This is a genomic window from Phormidesmis priestleyi ULC007 (assembly GCF_001895925.1).
Classification (GTDB): Bacteria; Cyanobacteriota; Cyanobacteriia; order Leptolyngbyales; family Leptolyngbyaceae; genus Phormidesmis_A; species Phormidesmis_A priestleyi_A.
On sequence record NZ_MPPI01000018.1, the window covers coordinates 1 to 20,532 of the forward strand.

The 20,532-nt window shown below is 49.2% G+C and carries 14 protein-coding genes and 1 tRNA gene; 4 read left to right on the forward strand and 11 right to left on the reverse strand.

Features of this window, described 5'->3' with window-relative positions; genetic code table 11:
- Window positions 1–111 precede the first annotated feature (111 nt).
- The 5 genes from BRW63_RS15690 to BRW63_RS15710 form a co-directional block, all read right to left on the reverse strand.
- Complete coding sequence (locus BRW63_RS15690) at window positions 112–5,511, reverse strand: trifunctional serine/threonine-protein kinase/ATP-binding protein/sensor histidine kinase (RefSeq protein ID WP_073072604.1); 5,400 nt, start codon at window positions 5,509–5,511, stop codon at window positions 112–114.
- 119 nt (window positions 5,512–5,630) lie between these two features.
- On the reverse strand, window positions 5,631–6,656 hold the full coding sequence (locus BRW63_RS15695) for an aromatic ring-hydroxylating dioxygenase subunit alpha (RefSeq protein ID WP_073072606.1): 1,026 nt from the start codon (window positions 6,654–6,656) through the stop codon (window positions 5,631–5,633).
- A gap of 21 nt (window positions 6,657–6,677) precedes the next feature.
- Window positions 6,678–7,643, reverse strand: a complete 966-nt coding sequence (locus BRW63_RS15700; protein ID WP_073072608.1) for an ABC transporter permease — start codon at window positions 7,641–7,643, stop codon at window positions 6,678–6,680.
- Window positions 7,644–7,645: 2 nt separating this feature from the next.
- On the reverse strand, window positions 7,646–8,710 hold the full coding sequence (locus BRW63_RS15705; protein WP_073072609.1) for an ABC transporter permease: 1,065 nt from the start codon (window positions 8,708–8,710) through the stop codon (window positions 7,646–7,648).
- The gene (locus BRW63_RS15710; protein ID WP_223257397.1) at window positions 8,707–10,251 is read right to left on the reverse strand and encodes an ABC transporter ATP-binding protein; all 1,545 of its coding nucleotides are present in this window, start codon (window positions 10,249–10,251) and stop codon (window positions 8,707–8,709) included. The genes BRW63_RS15705 and BRW63_RS15710 overlap by 4 nt, the downstream gene beginning before the upstream one ends.
- Before the next feature lie 32 nt (window positions 10,252–10,283).
- Here BRW63_RS15710 and BRW63_RS29575 point away from each other — a divergent pair, with 32 nt between their 5' ends.
- The gene (locus tag BRW63_RS29575; protein WP_262983542.1) at window positions 10,284–10,418 is read left to right on the forward strand and encodes a hypothetical protein; all 135 of its coding nucleotides are present in this window, start codon (window positions 10,284–10,286) and stop codon (window positions 10,416–10,418) included.
- Between the two features lie 5 nt (window positions 10,419–10,423).
- Here BRW63_RS29575 and BRW63_RS15715 read toward each other — a convergent pair whose 3' ends face one another.
- The gene (locus BRW63_RS15715) at window positions 10,424–11,503 is read right to left on the reverse strand and encodes a BMP family protein (RefSeq protein ID WP_223257398.1); all 1,080 of its coding nucleotides are present in this window, start codon (window positions 11,501–11,503) and stop codon (window positions 10,424–10,426) included.
- 314 nt (window positions 11,504–11,817) lie between these two features.
- A tRNA-Ala gene (locus BRW63_RS15720) sits at window positions 11,818–11,890 on the reverse strand.
- A 110-nt stretch (window positions 11,891–12,000) separates the two neighbouring features.
- Here BRW63_RS15720 and BRW63_RS15725 point away from each other — a divergent pair.
- The gene (locus BRW63_RS15725) at window positions 12,001–13,092 is read left to right on the forward strand and encodes a RuBisCO accumulation factor 1 (RefSeq protein ID WP_073072614.1); all 1,092 of its coding nucleotides are present in this window, start codon (window positions 12,001–12,003) and stop codon (window positions 13,090–13,092) included.
- 244 nt (window positions 13,093–13,336) lie between these two features.
- Here the strand turns inward: BRW63_RS15725 and BRW63_RS15730 are convergent, their stop codons facing one another.
- A complete protein-coding gene (locus BRW63_RS15730; RefSeq protein WP_073072616.1) occupies window positions 13,337–15,031 on the reverse strand; it encodes a glycosyltransferase family 39 protein in 1,695 nt (564 codons plus the stop codon).
- Between the two features lie 80 nt (window positions 15,032–15,111).
- Complete coding sequence (locus tag BRW63_RS15735; RefSeq protein WP_073072618.1) at window positions 15,112–16,311, reverse strand: RNA-guided endonuclease TnpB family protein; 1,200 nt, start codon at window positions 16,309–16,311, stop codon at window positions 15,112–15,114.
- Between the two features lie 74 nt (window positions 16,312–16,385).
- Between BRW63_RS15735 and coaE the strand changes: the two genes are divergently transcribed.
- Window positions 16,386–17,180, forward strand: coding sequence for a dephospho-CoA kinase (coaE, locus tag BRW63_RS15740; protein ID WP_317615822.1), 795 nt, complete (start codon window positions 16,386–16,388; stop codon window positions 17,178–17,180).
- A 76-nt stretch (window positions 17,181–17,256) separates the two neighbouring features.
- Entirely contained in the window at window positions 17,257–17,844 is a 588-nt protein-coding gene (locus tag BRW63_RS15745) for a hypothetical protein (RefSeq protein ID WP_073072622.1), read from the forward strand.
- 273 nt (window positions 17,845–18,117) lie between these two features.
- Here BRW63_RS15745 and BRW63_RS15750 read toward each other — a convergent pair whose 3' ends face one another.
- Together BRW63_RS15750 and BRW63_RS15755 are read right to left on the reverse strand one after the other, a co-directional pair.
- Window positions 18,118–19,521, reverse strand: coding sequence for a TldD/PmbA family protein (locus BRW63_RS15750; protein ID WP_073072624.1), 1,404 nt, complete (start codon window positions 19,519–19,521; stop codon window positions 18,118–18,120).
- Window positions 19,522–19,696: 175 nt separating this feature from the next.
- Window positions 19,697–19,972 (reverse strand): Npun_R1517 family heterocyst differentiation transcriptional regulator, encoded by a 276-nt coding sequence (locus tag BRW63_RS15755; protein ID WP_073072626.1) that lies wholly within the window; start codon window positions 19,970–19,972, stop codon window positions 19,697–19,699.
- Window positions 19,973–20,532: the final 560 nt, after the last annotated feature.

Consider the following 20,532-nt stretch of genomic DNA (forward strand, 5'->3'; position numbering starts at 1 on the left):
GGCAACAGTCAAGAAAGGCTCAGAACCACACGGTCGATTGGCGATTTACCACCGCAGATGCTCGCGTCAAACTGAAGCGGCTTTATCCCTCAATTCAACCTTGACTCTCTACTAGAGGGGAATCTTGATTAGAAACATAGTTCCTTTCTCTGGTGCTGAAACACACGTCAATTGTCCAGTATGATTCTTTGTCACAATCTCATAACTGATGGACAATCCTAGTCCTGTCCCTTTACCTGCTGCCTTTGTTGTGAAGAAGGGAACAAACAGCCGTTCTTGTATTGACTCTGGGATGCCAAGTCCATTGTCGGAAATTGCCACCATCGCAAACCTGTCTTCTAGACGGGTGCTAATTTGGATGGTCAAAGAGTTTTGCGTTTTGAGTTGAGTCGGTTGTTCGCCCAACCCCTGCTGCTTGACCTCTACGACCTCTTCAAAGGCATCGATCGCATTTGCCAGTATATTCATAAACACCTGATTAAGTTGTCCAGCGTAGCAATTGACAAGCGGTAACTCACCATACTCCTTGATGACTTCAATGGCAGGACGGTCTGTTTGAGCTTTGATTCGATGCTGCAAGATTAGCAGCGTACTCTCTAAACCTGCATGAAGGTCAGCAGGTTGCTTCTCGGCATCCACTCGTGAAAATGTTCGCAGTGACGACATAATTTCACGAATCCGTCCAGTTCCTAATCGCATGGAAGCAATTAATTTGGGTAAGTCTTCCAGGAGATAGTCGAGGTCGATCGCTTCGCGATGTTGCTCAATCTCGGAAGGTGTGGAGTGTTGTTGGTAAAGGTCTAGATGTTCCAGGAGATCTTTTAAGTAGCCCTCTGCGTGTTGCAAGTTGCCTGAAATAAAGCTGACGGGATTGTTGACTTCGTGAGCAACCCCCGCGACAAGTTGACCCAAACTAGAGATTTTTTCGGTTTGGATCAGTTGCGCCTGAGTTTGCTGAAGACTCTGTAAAGACTGTTCTAGCTGGAGGGCGCGTTCTCGTTCGCGGGTTTCTGATTTTTGTAGGGCAGCATTAGCAGTTTGCAGCGTTTGATAGAGCGCAGCGTTTTCTAGAGAAACCGCAATTTGAGAAGAGAGCAGAGACAAGACTTGCAGGCGATCGCGAGTGAAAGCATGGGTTGTCTGGTTGTTTTCTAGATACAGCACTCCAAACAGTCCACCTTGATAGATCACGGGAAAACACAGAATTGATTTAGGCTGGTTTTCTAAAATGTAAGAGTCTGTGGCGCAAGCAGGCTCGATCGTCGCATCATGAATCAACAGCTTTTTTTGAGTGCGGGTCACGTAATGGACGAGGGATAGCGGTAAGGCTTGATTGAGCGCGATCGAAACCGACCTGAGAACAGTAATGGTTGCTTGTTCGCTTACGGCTTGAGCAGCGATCACGAGTTCGCTGTCTTTTTGTAAAAGCAGGGTGCCTTTTTGCGCTCCTGCACTCTCTAGCACCACACCCATGAGAGTTTCCAACAAGCGGTCGATCTCAATTTCCTGCGAAATCGCTTGCGAAGCTTTGAGAATCGTTGCCAAATCGAGGACTTGTGAACTACTCGTACTGGTTGAAGAAATATGGGTAACGGAGAATGTTTGATCAATCGAGGAGGATTCCCGCCCTGGCTGGTGAATCTCTTGGAGAAGTTGAGGATAGCGTTGTTCTAAATTTGCTAATTTTGCTCTAGCTCCCCAACCCTGGTAGAGATAGTAGGCATCAACTAGATAAGGTTGAGCAATTTTTTCTTTGCCTCTCGTTAGCCAAAATTTGGCAGCTAATTCATTTGCGAGGGCGCAGTCTTGAATGAATTCGTTAGCTTTTGCGGCGGCGATCGACTGATCGTATAATTCGATCGCGGTTGCTAAATCACCAGACAATCGAGCGAGTTCTGCATCGACTAGGAGATGCTGATGCAAAAAGTTCTCTGGACAGCTTTTTGCCCAAATTTGCATCTGCTGTTGATTAGTTGCCAACTGTTGCCAGTAGTCACCTTGTTCATTTGAAGTAGCGTCCAAGTACAACGCCGCTAGAGTCAAGGAGTGATAGAAATTAAATTCTGCTAACGAGATGCAGCCTGGAAAGTACTTTAATAAAGCTTCAGCTTCTTGAATGCAGCGGAGAGCTTCAGAGGGACGATCGTAGAGATACAAAACTTGCGCTTTAAAGATTTGGTAGAAACCAATTCCCGCAGAACTCGAACGCTCTTGACAGCCTGCCATAAATTGCTCTTCACTGAGATTCTCTGCGCTGAAATTTTTTGCTTTCGCTGATTGCAGGTTAGAGATAGCTAATTGGCACGCCATCAGCATATCTTTCACTAACTGATTGTTGGTCTGTTCAGCAAACTTAAAGTAGTCAGAAAACTTAGCAGTCAAAGACTCTAAATCTACACCCTGGTAGAACGAATTAATGACTTGATGCCCAAGGTTATACCCCGCGAACTGTAATTCTCCAGACTCTAACCCGGCTTGATATCCCTCCATAAACGTCACCGAATCTTCTTTAAGCGGTCTGACCCAATGATTGACTGAGCCACCGATTACCAGACAAACTTTACATTTCTCAGCCTGATCGTTGAACCTTTCGCTAATGTTGAGGCTGAGTTGACCAAATTCATAGCCCGATCGATAGTCGCCTAGCATTGAACCCAGAATCAAACCATACTCAGAATAGCCATAGGTTGATTCTGGAAGTTGACCATAATTTAGGGAGAGATTCACCAGCTTCATCACTGCAATCAGCCAGAGATCTTGATTGGAAAAGTAGGTGGGCGCTCCTAGTGCCATCAGCAGTTTTGCGGCTGCTTTTTTCTCTGGAATGACCATCTCTGGCTCATTGATCAGCGTTGCGATTTGCGTTCCAGCTAAATGGGCTTTTGCGTTCTCCAGCTCACTGTTTAGCGCTGTTTCTAAATTCGACTCAGGCAAATCGATTCCTAATAGTGATAACGCATCCCGTCCAGCTTGAATCGCTTGATCATACTGTGCTTGCAGTGTGTGAAGAACAATCAACAGCCGATAAATTTCTGTCTTTTCAATGACTGATCTTGCTTTCGTTAAAGTCAAATCAATCAGTTGCTTCGATTGTTCACCGTTGCCGATTAAATATTCAATTTCTGCTTGTTCTCGATGGATTGTAAAGGTTAAATCATAATGCTCTGACCAAGCAACTTCGGTTAAGTTTTTTCTAGCTTGCGTGAGATATTCGCAGGCGGCTGAGTAGGCGGCTGCACTTTTTGCTTTTTTGCCTGCCTGCAAGTTTAAGTTAGCTAACTCCAACTGTTCAGCCGCATCTGTGATCAGCGTCTGACCCACATTGAGATGTCCAACAAGTTCAAAGACTCGATCGCTACGTTTAATTGGAGTCATTTTTGCGAACAGCAGTCGTCCGATTTGTAGATGAACAGACTGCTTTTGACTCTCATCAATCAGCGCATAGGCAGCTTGTTGAACCCGATCGTGGAGAAATCTGTAGTTAAAGTGAACTAAACTCGCATCGTTGCCTATCCGAGAAACTTCTGGTTCGGAGGCTGGTACAATCAATCCTTCTAGCGCGGAGACAAGGGTTTGAGCAATCGCTGAGATAGGCTCTGAACAAATGGTAGAAAGGGTTTTGAGGTCAAAGCAATTGCCAATGCAGGCAGCAAACTGGAGAACTTGTTGAGTGGTAGACGGCAGCTTTTTGAGTTTGCCAATCATCAATTCCACGACATTATCGGTGATGTCGATCGCTTCAATATCAGCAATATTCCACTGCCAATCTTTCTGATTGAAGTCGAATCGTAGCAGTCTTTCTTGATAGAGCGTTTTGAGAAACTCGTTGACAAAAAATGGGTTGCCCTCAGTTTTTCGCATCACCAAGTCTGCTAAAGGTTGAATGGCTGTGACGTGGCTGTGCAATGTCTCTGCAATTAGGTGCGTGACCTGTTCACTCGTCAAGGGAGCAAGCGTGATTTGATGGGGGAAAATTGAGCATTGTTGCAACTCCTCCAGCAAGATCATGAAGGGGTGGGCAGAGTTGACTTCGTTATCGCGGTAGGCTCCGATCAAAAGCAGGTGGCGAGTTTGTTCATCGGTTAGCACGACTTTAATCAGCTTTAAGGTTGCAGAATCTGCCCACTGTAAATCATCGAGAACCATTACCAGCGGATGCTCTGGCTGACAAAAGACCCGAATGAAGTTTTGGAAGACCCGATTAAAGCGATTTTGCGCCTCGGTAGGTGCAAGGGGCACGATCGGGAGCTGTGAGCCAATAATTTGTTCTAGCTCAGGAATCACCTCAATCATCACTTGAGCATTGGCACCCAAAACCGCCGTCAGTTTTTCGCGCCATTGATTGAGTCGGGCTTCGCTCTCGGTGAGCAGTTGCCGCATGAGCGACTGAAACGCGCCGACGATCGCTGAATAGGGAATGTTGCGTTGCAGTTGGTCAAACTTGCCGGAGATGAAATAGCCGCGTCGCTGCACAATGGGTTTATAGACTTCTTGCACCAATGACGATTTGCCGATCCCAGAGTAGCCAGACACCAGCATAAATTCGCTGTTTTGACTGTGAGTGGTGCGATCGAAGGCTTCTAATAACCGTTCAACTTCAGCGTCTCGACCATAGAGTTTTTCTGGGATTTGAAATCGATCGCACTGATCCTGTTGTCCCAACAAAAAAGGAGTAATCTTCTGGTGAAGCTGCCATTCTTGCTGACAAATTTCAAGATCATGCTGCAAACCAGAAGCACTCTGATAGCGGTCTTCTGCCATTTTTGCCATCAGTTTAAGCACGATCGCCGATAGCATAGTGGGAATGGCGCGATCGAGATCCGTCGGCGAAATGGGCTGCCTTGCTAGGTGACAGTGGACGGCTTCTAGGGGATCGGCAGCTTCAAAAGGGAGCCGCTTTGTCAACAGTTGATAGAATGTCACCCCCAACGAATAGAAGTCGGTGCGATAGTCAACGCCGCGATTCATCCGCCCGGTTTGCTCTGGCGACATATAGGGCAGTGTCCCTTCTAACCCATCAGGACTGGTCAGCACCTGCGTCTCTTTGGGTAAGAGCGAGGCAATACTAAAATCAGTAATTTTGACTTGTTTAGTAGCAGGATTGATCAACAAGTTCGCAGGCTTGATGTCTTTGTGAATCACCCGCTTCTGATGGAGTTCGGACAGAATTTGGGCAATTTGAATCGCGATCGCCAAAAACTCGCTCAAATCCAGCAAGTGATTTTTGCAGTAATCTTTGAGGGAAAGGGCACCAAAGTCTTCTAGTATGAGCGCTAGAACGTTGCCCGACGATTCTAGGCTATAGGGACGGACAATGCTGGGCAAATTGAGATCAGTTGCCAGGATATACTGTTTGCGAAAAATCGCGAGTTCTCTCGGTGTCGAGTTTTTATTTTTAAGAAGCTTGATGACGACAGGCTTTTGGTCTACTGATCGTTCTCCCCGATAAACCAAAGTTTTAGAGCTTTCGTAGATTTTTTCTGTAACTTGGTATCCAGAAAGTTTCAACATGATCGTTCTTGGGAAGAGAGGGACATCTAACAGTTAAGGTTTAGCCTTCCCCAAGAAACAGCTTAACCATCAGGCTGTTTAGTGATTAACACGATCGCTTTCAACTCAAACCGCATCTATTACTCGATCGCGCCATACTTCAAGCCCAGTTGTTTGAGCCATTGGCGATAAGCCAGAGAAGCCCGATCGCTTGGTAGGTGAAACTCGGCTTGCAGATCCAACGGCAGACGCTTGGGATTATGAGACTCTAAATTGGCGACATCTTGAAGAATGACTTTATCCTGGAATGCCACCATTTCTGCCTCTGGAATATCGTGGGCATAGTTGAGCGCGCCCCACATCCAACTCAGACATTCTTCTTCACCGATCGGCGTGACGCAATAGAGCAAAACCATGTAGTTGCCATCAACCGTCTCTTTGCGAAGCGATGCCGTTAAGGGGCGGAGTGCCCAATATTCGTAAGATGCGATTCCGGCTTGCCCAGTGCCATCGGGGTCAGGTTGCCAGACGCGGATATCGTGCAGGTAAATGCCGTTCTCACTGGTTGAAACTTCGTAGTCTTCAATGACGGCTTGGTCAGGCTCTCCCAAAATTCCGGCATGAACAAACGGCAAATGCGCGACATCCAGAAAGTTCTCGATCGCTCTCAACCCACTACAGCGGCAAAAATGCGCTCCACTCAAATACGTGCGAAAGGTCGGATCGTCCCATTCGGGAAACGGGGTCACATCCTGCGGCGGATTGCCCAGTGAGACAAAAATTACACCATACCGCTCTTGGACTTTGAAGGATTTTACACACGCTTGTTTGGGTGGCACATAGTTGGGGTGAGCCGGGATGTTTACGCAGTGTCCTTGAGGGTCATAAGCCAAACCATGATAAGAGCAGACCAGCGTATTCTCAACGACTTTGCCACCAGAGAGCCTGACACTGCGATGGGGACAGCGATCTTCCCAGGCGGCGATCACCGCAGTATTTTCTCCTCGCCACAGCACCAAATCCGTATCCATGAGGCGCGATCGTAACAGCGTTCCTGGCTTCAAGTCTTGCGATCGTGCCAGAGGATGCCAGTCATCCAACAACACGCGATCGGTCACTTTGCCATTCGTTTGACTCGCCGAACCTGTTGAAACTGACTCAACCATACCGATCTCCAGAACAACACACTACCGCTCACCCTTGACATAAGGAATGCCCAAAGCAGCCGGAGCCGCACTGCGACCTGTTCTCCACAACAGCGCAACCAGCGTCAGCACATAGGGCAACATCAACAAAAACTCGTAGGGTATATTTTTAAAGCCTAATGCCTGAATGCGATATTGTAGAGCATCGGCAATGCCAAATAGAAGTGCCCCAATCATTGCCCCCCCTGGCTGCCACCGTGAGAAAAAGACGAGAGCGATCGCGATCCAGCCTCGCCCGGCGGTGATGTTTTCGGTAAAAATATTGAGTTGCACGACTGTCAACACGGCTCCGCCCAACCCCGCTAGTGCCGAACCCAGCATGACTGCGCGGTAGCGAATGTGATCAACCCTCAAACCAGACGTATCTACGGCAGCCGGATTTTCTCCTACGGCGCGCAGTTCTAGCCCCCAGTTGGTGCGAAACAAAAAGAACCAGCACAGAAAAACCAGGACTGCGGTGAGATAGACCATCACATTATGGTTAAAGAGAATGTCACCGACGATCGGAATGTCAGAGAACCCTGGAATCGCCCAGGAGTCTAATCCTTTCACCCGTGCCCCCGCCAATCCCGCATTTTGGCGAAACACATAGGACGTTAATCCCTGACCCAGCAGCACCAAGGTTACGCCCGTGACAACTTGATCGCTTCGCAGAGTCACAGTTAGCACTGCCATGATCCATCCCATGACCGCACCTGCCAATAAGCCTGCTGCCAAACCACCCCAGGCAGCGACGCTAATCATTCCGGTAGACTGCTCAATGCTGTGGGCCGTGATAAACCCCGCCAAACTGCCGACTAGCATCACGCCTTCTAAGCCCAGATTCATCACGCCCGATCGCTCGGTGATAATCTCGCCCAAAACTGCCAGCAGCACAGGCACCGCTAATCGGATTCCGGCGGTGAACAAAGCGACCCCAAAACTCCAAGTTAAGACTTGTGCCCACATGATTACAACGACTCCCGTTGGGCGATCGCCTGACCCGCCAACACAAACAACACCACGATCGCTTGAATCACTTGCGCGACTGAAGCCGGAATTTGTAGAACCACATTGAGCGACTGGGCACCGACCATCAAGGCAGAAAACAGCAGTGCCGCGACCACAACGCCCACAGGTTGACGTTGCCCCAACAGAGCGACCAAAATGCCACCAAACCCAAAGTTATCTGAGATGTCACCTTTGAGACGAGTGTAGGTGTAACTCACCTCAATAATGCCAGCCAGCCCCGCCAGTCCACCGCTGATCATTAAGGCAATCAGAATGCTGCGGCTCGTATTAATTCCTGCACATCGCGCCACGCTAAGACGCGACCCCACTGCCCGAAGCTGCAAACCCAGAGGAGTCTGCCACAGCAGAATGTAGACGACCCCCACCAGCCCAAACGCCAGCAGAACGCCCCAATGCAATCGAGTGCCTAAAAGCGTCGGAATTTGAGCATTGGCGCTAAACTGAGCCGATTCGGGTAGAAACCCATCGGGCTGTTGTAGGGGCACACGAGCCGCATATTGAACCAGCAGAATGCCAATGTAATTGAGCATCAATGTACAAATAATCAGATTCACGCCGCGTTGAAGGTGCAGCAATCCTGCAATGCCACTCCAGATCACGCCTCCTAAGATTCCTGCCATGAACATCAGTGGAATCAGCAACCCAGGACCCAAGTCTGGCAAGGCAAGGGCAACCACACTGCCGCAGAGTGCCCCAATGTAATACTGTCCTTCTGCACCAATGTTCCAGACGCGACAGCGAAAGGCGATCGTCATCCCCAACCCAATGATCAGCAAGGGAGTGGCTCTCAGCAGCGTTTCAGTCAATTGGCGACCTCCGCCAAAGGCACCCGCCAGCATCACGCCATAAGCTTGCAGAGGATTTGCCCCACTCAACTGAAGCAAAACGGCACCCAGCAAGAGTGCCAGCAATCCTCCTAGCAGTGGTGCAAGTGATTTCAGTCGCTTCAAAACCCCTGCATGAGTTAGCGCACTCCCTAAATTCAGAACTGATTCTTCTCTCATTCCTCATCCCTCGCGCGTTCTCTTTTTCCTGCCATGAGCAAACCGAGATGATGAATGTCCGCAGAGGCGCGATCGACTTCCCCCACGATCTCGCCTTCATATAAAACTGCAATGCGATCGCTCAGGCTCAAAATCTCATCCAGTTCGGTTGAGATCAGCAGAATTGCAGCCCCCGCGTCTCGTCGTGCCAGCAGTTGGGCGTAAACAAATTCAGTGGCTCCAATGTCTAACCCTCGCGTAGGTTGAGCTGCCAATAGCACTTGATGGTCACGGTTTAGCTCTCTTGCAAACACCACCTTTTGGGCATTTCCTCCAGAAAGCTTTCCGACCTGCGTCTTAACAGAAGGGGTGCGAATTAAATATTGCTGCACTAAATCAGTCGCGTGTTTGAGAATGTAGTTTATACGCAGCAGCCCTTTCCACTGAAACGGGGGATGCTGGACATCTTTTAAAACTAGATTTTCTGCAACAGAGAACTCAGTCAAGATGCCCATTGAGTAACGATCGGACGGAATGTGAGCCAGCTTTCCGGTCAACAAAATCTCGCCCCGATCAATCGCACGCAACCCGACGATCGCCTCTTCTAACTCTCGCTGACCATTTCCATCCACGCCTGCAAGCCCCACAATCTCACCTGGCTGAATGACTAAATTCAGTCCACGCAAAGCCGGGAGCTTACGATCGCTGATCACCCAAAGATTTTTGATCGCCAAAGCAGGAGGAGAAGCGCTTTGCGGTTTGTGGTTTGTGGTTTGCGCTTCGTCTTCTCGATTCCGAAACAAGCTCACTTCTCTGCCGACCATCATCTTTGCCAGCGATCGCTCAGTGCAGTCTTGAATGGCGATCGTGCCGACTGCTTGCCCATCTCGCAAAACCGTGACCCGATCACAAATCGCCATCACCTCATTGAGTTTGTGAGAAATGAAAACGATCGCCGTTCCTTGAGATGCCAGCATTCTCAACGTTGCCATTAATTCCTGCGCTTCTTGAGGAGTCAGAACCGCCGTTGGCTCGTCCAAAATCAGGATGTTTGCCTGACGGTAAAGGGCTTTGAGAATTTCGACTCGCTGCTGTTCTCCCACCGAAAGCTGCCAGATTTGAGCAGACGGATCAATGTTCAATCCATACTGGTCAGCCAGCCTCTGAAGGCGCAAGTTCAGCCTTTTTGGAGCTTCTCGCAACAGCGTTCGGTTTGAGCCTAGAACGATATTCTCAGCCACGGTGAACGGCTCAACCAGCTTGAAATGTTGATGCACCATGCCAATTCCAGCCGCGATCGCGTCTCTGGGCGATCGCAACCACACACGCTGCTCTTTTAACCAAATTTCTCCGGCATCCGGCTCATACAAACCACAGAGCAAATTCATCAAAGTGGTTTTACCTGCGCCATTTTCACCCAAAAGCGCATGAATTTCACCGGGTTTCACCTCAAAGTCGATCGCTCGATTAGCAATTACGCCCGGAAAGCGCTTGGTGATGCCACGCATTTCTACAGCTAGGGGAGAAGTCGATCGAGCAGAAATCATGGATTGCAAATACACGAATCGTACCCAGAGATTGGCAGAACTAACTTATGTACAATCCTATTTCAGTTGCAAGAGTGGAACAGGCTTCCAGCCTGTACGGGCAAGATGCCCATTCCACCATTTATTTAGGATTGCTAGGGCGATGGGGATGCGAGCCGATCGACTCGCATCCCCATCGCTGATCAGCCTACTTCGGGACAAATGGAACGGTCAGTTCACCAGAAGCAATTTTGGCGCGGGTTGTCTTTAAAGCGTCAGCCTGCTCACGGGTGAGCTTGTTCTTAAACCCCGGTGCAGCTTCTACATCGATCACCCCGTCCGCGACCCCTAGCTTGTAATACCGATTGGCAAACTTTTTCGCTTGAATGTCTTCGATCATCTTGCTAAACAGCGGTTCTATCTTCCAGAGCAGATTGAGCGCCACCACTTGTGGACCGAGAGACGACATATCCCCAACATAGCTAGTCGCGTATCCTCCCTTAGTTTTGGCTGCCTCGATTTGCCCGATCGTGGGTCCTTGCCCACACCCAATCCAGAAATCGACTCCGGTTTCTGCTTGAGAGAGGGCTGCTTCTTTTGCTTTGGCGACATCATCCCAATTGCCGACTGCTGCACTGGTCAAAGTGGCATCAGGTCGCACTGTTTTTGCCCCCGCTAGCATTGCTTCACCCATCGAGTGGCAAACCGGGATGTCAAAGCCGTACAAAGCCCCTAACTTGCCAGTTTTGCTCAGTTTGGCTCCTATTAGCCCCACCAGGTAGGCACCTTGATAAAAGGGTTGGTCATAGTCAGCCACGTTTGCAGCCGTTTTGTTGATGCCGCCTGCCCACGCAAAGTTAACGTTGGGAAACTCTTTGGCAACCTTAAAGACGGCATCGCCATAGTTGAATGAATGGGCCACGATCGTGCCATATCCCGCCTCAGCATACTGACGTAAAACTCGTTCAGCATCCGCAGGAGAAACCGATTCAGAAACAGCCACATCCATGCCCTTTGCTTTGAGGGCTTGGGTCGCTTTAACGGCTTGCTGGTTCCAAGATTTATCGGTGGGAGATCCATTGATAATCAAGGCAAACTTGGCTGCTTTTCCTTTTGTGGCGTTAGAAGTCGCTCTTGATGAGCTGTCTGCGCTCATTGGGCTGTCTGAGGGAGAGTGAGAGGTCGTCGGCGTAGAGCTACAGGCGGATAGCATCATGAGCGGTGCCGTAAGCGCAAAACTCACTAATGCGTGTTCAAGAGAATGGAAGAAGCGTTTTGAGCTGAGCACAAAATATCTCTGAGACGCGAAGTTCATCGAATGCCTTAGAAGGATGATTGAATATTCCCCTGAGTCAACCCGGAAGTAAAGAGTTCGATTAGGATTATGTTAATCCTCTAGCCGTTCTAAAAATCCTGTTCCAGCTTTTGGAACAGGATCAGGGAATTTGAGTGCATGACGACTTTCGCCCAGATGAGTCAATTTTCTGCGACTTCAAGTACTCTGTGACATCCAGCGCCACCAGCCGATGCCCATCGAGCTGCTCATAAGGCTGCAACTATTAACCCCGCGTCACAAGATAGGAGGACAACAACGGACAAAAATGGAGCTAAGCGGGTTCGAACCGCTGACCTCTGCAATGCCATTGCAGCGCTCTACCAACTGAGCTATAACCCCTCATTGCGTATATTATCATGGCGTAACCCTGATTATCTAGTCAAGCAATCAATCAACTTTGATAAGCTGATAGACGTATCGCCCGCAGAATTGAGAGACGTTCGAGGCTTATGACTGAGACACCCCAAGAGTTGCCTAATTCCGATCGTGAGACGGCTCAGACCGAAGTCGATGCAGAAGCCCTATTAAAATCGCTGCGTCGCAAAGAGGGCAGTTGGATTGAGTGGGGTCAAGCATGTCAGACGTTACAAAAAGCAGGCTACAGCCCCCAAGCGATTTTTGAAGGCACGGGGTTTGAGCCGATTCAACAAAATCAAATCATCGTTGCGTCTCAGGTCTATGCCTCAATGATCAGCGCGGGTGTACCCGAAGCGGTGCAGACTCACTTTCGGCAAAAAGGCAGTGATTCTCTTTACGAGTTACGCATTCTCACCCAAGCCGAGCGAGCCGCCGTCGCTACCTTTGTGGTTGAAAAAGGGCTAGACGTGGATGAAGCGCGAGAAGTTGCCCGTGCGGTCAAAGATATTTCTCGGTTTAAACCGCCAGAGGAGTTTACGGAGCATCCGGGAGATGCGGTGGCTTTGCAGGTTTGGAAAAGCGCGAGAGAGAAAAGTGATTTGCAAGCACGATCGATTCTGATTGCTAAGGGGTTGAGGTTTGCTCACAGTGCGACTGCCCGTAAAAAAATCGAGCAATTGTTGACCGACTTTACCGTCACCGCGACGCGCCCGGCTCCGGGCTTGCCTGTTTATCGGTTAGAAACGGATGAAGATTTGCCTCGAATTTTGCCTGTGGTCGGGAAGTTGCCGCTCACCAAAGCGGACTTGCAAGCGGTTCCGATCGTCGAAGAAACCGGAGCCTTTCAACTCGTGCAGTTTTCTGGAACAGGGGCGTGGGTGCCGATTCCGGGATGGCAAGTGATTCGCACGGCAGAAGACCCGATCGTACTTTTGGGCGACAGCGATCAACTCCCCGCTCCGTTGCCCGGTGCGATCGGAGAAGTCGTGATTGTCGTCGATCGGGCCCAACGCCAGTGGAATGACCAGAGCTATTTTGTGATCGCAGAAGCCGAGCAGTTGCAGCTACGCTGGTTTACAGAATCGCCTGACGTGCCGTTACTGGGTCGAGTAGTGTTAGTCATGCGTCCTAAAAAGGTGCTGGATGAGGACTATACAAAAGAGCTTTGGCAGATTGATGAATAGATTCGCTCAGGATCGTGGATTAAATAACCTGTCAATTTTGTCATTAAATCTCTTGTTCGTCATGGTCGAGATTTTCGCCCCTTAAATCCCCCATTCATGGGGGACTTTGAGCCAAGATTCCCGGTTTCAAAGTCCCCCAAAATGGGGGATTTAGGGGCACAAGCCGACTCAAACGGAGCAACCAACGACCTTATCTACACTCTAGTTGAGTCCGAGAAGTTGCCCCTTAATAAATCCACGTTCCTCAGCACCGATAGCCCTGATAGGGAACGCCCAATCGGTAATATCGATCGGGATCGCGGTTGCAGACCGATCGATGCAAAGAAAGCTGTTGGGGAAAGTCTTTTTTCCTCAAGCCGGGTGCAATAATCCAGAGATTTTGAGGCGAAGCATCGCTGACTTTGGGGCTTTTCAGATTCTCCCAAACTTGTTCATAACCCTGCGATCGCGCCAGAAATGCAAACTTGGTTTGAGGATTATTCTCCAGCAGTGCCAGGGCAAAGCTTAACCCCAAAGCAATGTCTTGCAAATCTTGGTGTGCCATCACCACGAGCGTCGATTCAGCAGCTTTCGACTGCATCGTTCTGGCAACTTGCTGAGGCTGATAAGGTTTGAGAAAGACGCGATCGGATACCACAAATCCACAACTCAACAACCCAAACAGCACGATCGGAATGAGAGTTTTGGGCCACGAGCGATCGCTTTGGGATGGCGGATCTGCAACCACAAATTTACCCTCGGTTGCCACGCTCCACAAACTCGCGCCTATCAAAGCACAGACTGCCGGGTAATAAATAAAGTTATAGCGAGGAACCTGAGTCAGATCTTTGTGAAATAGATAGACGATCGCCAAAAACTCGACTACCACCCAACCGACAAAGCTTGCTAAGGTCAGAGTCTCCCAGTGCATTTCTGGCGTTTGCCAAAGTTTTTGCAGTCCTTTGAACACCTGCCAGGTCAGCCAACCGCTAAACAGCAACATCAGCACCGCCGATGGAATCACGATCCAGAGCGGCTGATTCTCAACGGGAAGGGCGATCGTCATCAATACCCAGCCCGCCAATAGCTGATAGAGCGGCACAATCAGGGTCAACCAACCGGACTGAGTTGGGGCTAACCAATTGGTTTCTGGACGGCTCAAATGACTCAAAAAGGTCGGCATCCAGGGCAAATAAATCAGCCCAATTCCACCGACAGCGAAGAGGAGCGTCAGCCAGGTATGACGATAGAAAGAAATGGGAGCTTTGCGGTTTGAGAATTGAAATTTGAGGAGTAAGGCGACCAGGGTTAGAAGTTGGGCGATCGTCGCCAAAATGAAAAAATAGTGGACGTAGAAACCTACGCCATTAACGGCGATCCAGCCGAGCCAAACGCCGGGTTGCAGTCGTTGCTGCCGAAAATCTTGCTGAATGCGAATCATGCCCAACAGTGCCAGACTGAGCAGCAGCATCGGCACCGTGTAGTGACGGGCTTCTTGAGAGAGGTAGACGGCGAAGGGAGACACCGCCATCACGATCGCGCTTGCCAACCCCGCAGATCTTGAAAAGGCAATTCGATTCAGATAATAAATAGAGAAGATTACCCCGACTCCTGCCAGGGCTGGTAGCGATCGCAGTTTCCACACCCAAGTGTGACTACTAGATTGAAGCCAATTTAACCAATCGTGTAGCCAGCAAAAAAACAGAGGCGGATGAACCGATTGAGTCGAAACGGTTTGAGCGATCGCCGCGCAGGTGGTCGGTTTGAGCGTAAAAAGTTGATCGAGCGCCGACAGCGAAAAGGCTGCCTCTAACGGCACATCGAGATAACTCCGCCCCAAGCTCAAGAGCGCCGTAATCACTTCATCCATCCAAACGGATTTAGCGTCAAGATTCCAAAACCTCAACATTGCGCCCAGAAAGACGACCCCAATCAAAATCAGAGTGCGGGAAAAGATCATAGCGATCGACCGACGTTAGAGACTGCACTCTACACTGGAAAGGAGTTTGTCGAAAGACCGTGAACTACCTACACCAACCGCTACGCAGTCTGGTGTAAGCTTCCAATTTCAATAGGAAGTGCCTTAGATACGGATGACTTACGCCTTCCAACCCTCGGACTTACCTTCCCTCCATTGGCAGTAGCGCTAGTTCCTAACGCCAAAATACGCAAGCCTTCATCTCGAATATTGATCGCCGCGTTTACATCCCGGTCGTGCTTTGTAGCGCAGTTCTCACACTGCCATGACCGGATATCTAAAGGTAGGCTACCCATTCGATTGAGGCAGACTGAGCAGGTTTTTGAAGACGGGAAAAACCGATCAACTTCTTGATAAATCTTTCCATCTTGCCCTGCTTTATAACTGAGCATTCTAGTGAACTCGCTCCAACTTGCATCGTTAATCGCTTTGGCTAAGTTGTGATTTTTCACCAGGTTCTTTACCGCTAAGTTCTCCACGCAGATCACTTGGTTTTCGTTGACCATTTTGCGCGATAACTTATGCAGAAAGTCTTTTCTCACGTTCGCAATTTTCTCGTGAACCCGTGCCACAATGCGACGTGCTTTCTTCCGATTGCTTGACCCCTTCTGTTTACGAGCAAGCCTTTGTTGCTTACGTTTGAGGTTCTTTGAATGCTTTTTCAGCACTCTCGGATTATCAAACTTTGAGCCGTCAGACGTAATTGCAAAGTGGGTTAGACCCAAATCAATCCCAACGGCTTTACCGGTTCCCAACACCTCAACTTCTGGCACCTCATCATCGAATAACAGCGACGCAAAATACTTGCCAGAGGTTGTGAGAGACACCGTTACAGTTTTTAGCTTGCCTTCAAAGACGCGATGAATCTTTGCTTTGATCACGCCCAACTTTGGCAGCCTCAAGCTCTCATCGGTGATTTCAACATTCTGGGGATATTGAATCGACTGTTTACCGTGCTTTGATTTGAAGTTGGGAAACTCCGTCCGCCCCTCAAAGAAGTTGATAAACGCCCTCGACAGGTTGAGAGACACGCTCTGCAAGACCTGGCTGTAAGGCTCTGCTAACCATTCAAACTCCTTCTTGAGGGCGGGTAATCGGCTGTTCATCCCCACCTGAGATAAGCCTTTCCCGGTTTCTTTGTAGAGTCGATTGGTTTCAGCCAACGAGTTATTCCAAAACCAACGGGCACAGCCAAACGCTTTTGATAGCGCTTCTTGCTGCTCATCGGTCGGATAAATTCGTACTTTGACTGCGCGTTTCATGTCTTTATCTTACTACAATTTGTGATTAGCAGTAAGAGGTATTGATCAATAGTCTGTGTTGATATTTAGGAGACTTGCAATATCTTGCCTATCCCGATGGTTCTCCAGCTTCGGTGAAGACCACAATCGGGACGGCAAGATATCGCATTGGCTTTCATCCCGCCGCTAAAATGAGTACATCTATAGCGGGGGACTTCCCGCCGACTCAGTTAAGGAAAGTTTGTGCTATGAGCGGTCAAGCCCCGTCTCCACGAATCATTGGCTTAACGGGAGGCATTGGCATGGGCAAAACAACGGTCTCCGACTATTTAGACAAAACTTATCAACTGCCCATTTTAGATGCTGATATTTATGCAAGAGAAGCTGTGCAGCCCGGATCGATCGTCCTCGAAGCGATCGTGAATCGCTACCAATCCAAAATTTTGTTGTTAGATGGAACGCTCGATCGTCGCCAGCTTGGGGAGATTATTTTCACCCAGCCATCAGAACGCATCTGGCTAGATGAGCAAATTCATCCCTATGTGCGGCAAGCGTTGAGTCGAGATCGAGATCGTCTGATCCAACACTCACATCAGACGATCGTCCTAGTGATCCCGCTGCTGTTTGAAGCTCAAATGACGGATTTGATCACAGAGATTTGGGTAGTCTCGTGTTCGCCAGATCAGCAGATTCAGCGTTTGATGCAGCGTGGAGCGTTGAGCCTAGAGCAAGCAAACGCGCGAATTAACAGCCAAATGGCGATTGCCGAAAAGCGCGATCGAGCCGATGTTGTATTAGAGAACACTTCAACGTTAGAGGATCTTTTAGAGCAAGTCGATCGAGCGATTGATCACCCATTCTCGCCAAATTCGACAAAATCTTACGGCTGACCGCTAGACTGTCTATGGTTTGGGTTCTGATACATTCCTTCAAATTGCAAGTTCTAACATCACTTGATAAACGGCTATGGGCGCAACGCTAGAACAAATCGCTGGCTTTCTAGACAACAAAGACTGGAAATATCGCCTAGACCCCGAAGAGTCTCGCATTCTGACAGGCGTGTATGGTGAAAACATCGAAGACTTTCTGATCGTCATTCAGCTAGACGAAGATGGAGAATTTTTTGAGATTTTTGCGCCCCGCGTTTTAGCAGGAGTCAAAGACCATCCTCACAAGACTGCAATTTTGCAGACCATGCTCTGCATCTCCTGGGAAACCAAAATGCTTCAGTGGGAATATGACCCCTCAGATGGTGAAATCCGCGCCATCATTGAGTTTCCCCTTGAAGATGCAATTTTGACCGAACGCCAGTTTTATCGGTGCCTGCACAGTCTCGTTCAGCTAGTGGATGAGTTAGCAATGCCTCGCCTACAAGCCGTAATGGAAACCGGAGAAGACCCCGGCGACCTCGAAGAAGGCGAACGGTTACTGCTGGCCTTACAAGAAGAAGCGCCCGGACTGTTAACCGTCTTAGAACGCGCGATGGAAGCCCGCAAACGACGCGGCAGACACTTGCCAGAGAAAGAGCCAGACAAAGAAAAAGAAAAGGAATGACCGTAAATCCACGTCAGTTCGATGAGTTCTTTCGCTTCGTTCTTCAGCGCTTCAGCCCCCTAAATCCCCCAAAATTGGGGGACTTTGAACCTAAATTCTGGGCTTGAAGTCCCCCAGAATTGGGGGATTTTGGGGGCAGCCCAGATTTGCAACCGTAGCGAAAAGCTTCATCGAATTCACGTTAAATCCAGTCATCGTTTCGTGGCGCAGTCGTCTCGACTGCCAGCAGGCAAGATGCCTGTCCCACCGTTGCTGAACTTCCGTCTTAATAGACTAGTCTTCGATCGCTTCTCCGCCCACGACGACATCTCGAATTCGCAAGCTAGGGCCGCCACAACCTACGGCTAAACCACTCTGTCCGCCTTTGCCGCAGCCGCCTGACTCATCCCAATAAAAGTCATCGCCGATGCCTTCGATGTCTGCCAGGGTTTTAAAGGCATTGCCAGAGAGGGTGACATCCCGTACAGGTTCGGCAATTTCGCCATTGCGAATCATCCAAGCCTCGCCGGCCGTGAAAGTAAACATCTCGCCATTCGTCATGCCGCCTAACCAGTTACGGGCATAAACCCCTTCCTTGATGTCGCTAAACAAATCTTGAACCGGGGTTTTGCCTCGCTCGATCCAGGTGTTGGTCATGCGAACGATCGGGGGAAAGTGGTAGTTCAAACAACGAGCGTTTCCGGTAGGAGCCTCTTCGAGCTTGCCAGCCGTCTCACGCGAGTGCAGACGACCCACTAAAACCCCGTCTTTGATCAGTTGTGTCGTGGTTGCCGGAACGCCCTCATCGTCATAGAAATAGCTGCCTCGATGCCCTTCAAGCGCGGCACCATCAAAAATCTGCAATTCTGGCGAACCGAATCGTCGCCCCAGGCTCATCACTTCTAGCAAATCTGGGTTTTCATAGGCCATATCGGCTTCTGAGAGGTGCCCAAACGACTCGTGGACAAATAGCCCAGATAAAATCGGATCAATCACCACCGTGTAGGCATTGCCCTTGACTGGAGGCAGCGCCAACGAGTCAACGGCTCTTTGAGCCGCGCTGCGAACTTGCTCATCCAACCCCATCAGGTCTTCATAGGCTTTGCGAGATCCGATCGTTTCTCGCCCCGTTTGCACCGTTTCTCCATTTCGAGCAGTGGCAGCAAAGCGCATCTCAATATCGACCCAAGACTGTTCAATAAACGTGCCGTCTGAGGTGGCCAAAATCATTTTCTGAGCGCTGTCACCATAGCGAACCGAAACCGTTGCGATTTTGGGATTAACCGATTGCAAAAGTCCGCCATAGTATTGACACAGCGATTTTTTTTGCGCGAGCGGAATCTGTCGAGGGTCAGTGCCCGTTAGCGGCAGGGTGCAGATGTCTTGAACCGGATCGATCGGGGCAAGAATCGTTTCATCAGTGCCCACCAGCCGAGCCGCCGCGATCGCGTCTTCAATTCGGTCAGACAGGGTTGACAGTTGATTAAAACTAGCAAAGCCCCAACCGCCTTTGTGGCAGGCTCTAACCTGCCCTCCGATCGAGATTCCCTCACTCAGGGTTTCAATCTTGGTGCCCCTGAGCAAAATATCGGTGCCCTCAGCCGCCTCTAAACGAATGGCTAAATAATCAACCTGAGAGCGATAACGACGAACCAAATCAGCCAGGAGGTTTTTGGTGTCAGCCAGGGCATGGGTCATTGCTTTTAGAAACCTTATCGACTGTCTCTATTGTGCAATCGATCGAGACGGGTTGCACAAATCAGCCTCCCATAAAAAGTCCCGTGACTCAAAGCAGCCTTTAGCAGCCGTCAAGATCACGGGCAAAGCTTATAAAAAATCTAGGGTGCAAGCAGGTTAAACGCAACCCACGAGCCTAGTCTTTAGAGTTACGTAGACGAATCAACTGACGACGCATCTGGGGTGAGGCTGCAATTTCAGAAATTTCCTGTGCCTCTACCTCAACTTGGATAGGCTCCATATATTCATCACTGCCGCAGGCGAAGGCATCAAGCAGCATCTCTAGGAGTTGTTCGCGGTCTTTTAGCACCCGCTTTTCCTCAACTAATCTGAACTTGAGGTGAATCTCACACTCGTAAACACCCACTTCATGGTTATCTGTGGGCTGATATTCCAAGGAATCGTACTTCATTTAGGAAAGCAGTCCCTACGACGCTGCGATTGGATAAGGGCTTCAAATCAGGATTGGCGGAAAACCTTGCATTCTACTGCCCATACTTTGAGCAACCGAATGCAAATGTTTCTTCATGGGATTAAACCTAGCATCTTCAGAAACTAATTCAGATCAGCTAGATAGCTGAATCATCAAACTAACAGTGTGAAATTTGAGAATGTAAAAGCGTTTGTTCATTTCAATGAAGTCCACTAATACGTTCCTTAATCGAAAGGGGGATTACGGTCAGTTATAGGGGAGTTAATCGTGAATTAGTACCGTAATAACACTCATCTTTGAATAACCGAAAGTTGTAGGAACTTAGCGAGAAGATAGAAGGTGCTTGATTGCTTGAATAATAGTCTCTTCTCAAGGCTGTGAATGGAGCCAGCAGAAACTTTTGCTTGACTAAAAAGTGATCTAAATCACGTCAATAAGGCCAACGCAAAGCTGTATTTTTATATACTTATATAAAAGCCTTATACTTAATTTCATAGAGGTTTGATTGTCCAAACAGCGATGTTTAGGAGATTTTCACT

What these genes read in the sequence shown, in the direction of transcription:
- BRW63_RS15705 (WP_073072609.1), bottom strand. Translation starts at nt 8,710, where the DNA reads ATGAGAGAAGAATCAGTTCTGAATTTAGGGAGTGCGCTAACTCATGCA.
- BRW63_RS15755 (WP_073072626.1), bottom strand. Translation starts at nt 19,972, where the DNA reads ATGAAGTACGATTCCTTGGAATATCAGCCCACAGATAACCATGAAGTG.
- BRW63_RS15745 (WP_073072622.1), top strand. Translation starts at nt 17,257, where the DNA reads ATGGGCGCAACGCTAGAACAAATCGCTGGCTTTCTAGACAACAAAGAC.
- BRW63_RS29575 (WP_262983542.1), top strand. Translation starts at nt 10,284, where the DNA reads ATGTACAATCCTATTTCAGTTGCAAGAGTGGAACAGGCTTCCAGCCTG.
- BRW63_RS15730 (WP_073072616.1), bottom strand. Translation starts at nt 15,031, where the DNA reads ATGATCTTTTCCCGCACTCTGATTTTGATTGGGGTCGTCTTTCTGGGC.
- BRW63_RS15700 (WP_073072608.1), bottom strand. Translation starts at nt 7,643, where the DNA reads ATGTGGGCACAAGTCTTAACTTGGAGTTTTGGGGTCGCTTTGTTCACC.
- BRW63_RS15725 (WP_073072614.1), top strand. Translation starts at nt 12,001, where the DNA reads ATGACTGAGACACCCCAAGAGTTGCCTAATTCCGATCGTGAGACGGCT.
- BRW63_RS15690 (WP_073072604.1), bottom strand. Translation starts at nt 5,511, where the DNA reads ATGTTGAAACTTTCTGGATACCAAGTTACAGAAAAAATCTACGAAAGC.
- BRW63_RS15750 (WP_073072624.1), bottom strand. Translation starts at nt 19,521, where the DNA reads ATGACCCATGCCCTGGCTGACACCAAAAACCTCCTGGCTGATTTGGTT.
- BRW63_RS15695 (WP_073072606.1), bottom strand. Translation starts at nt 6,656, where the DNA reads ATGGTTGAGTCAGTTTCAACAGGTTCGGCGAGTCAAACGAATGGCAAA.
- BRW63_RS15735 (WP_073072618.1), bottom strand. Translation starts at nt 16,311, where the DNA reads ATGAAACGCGCAGTCAAAGTACGAATTTATCCGACCGATGAGCAGCAA.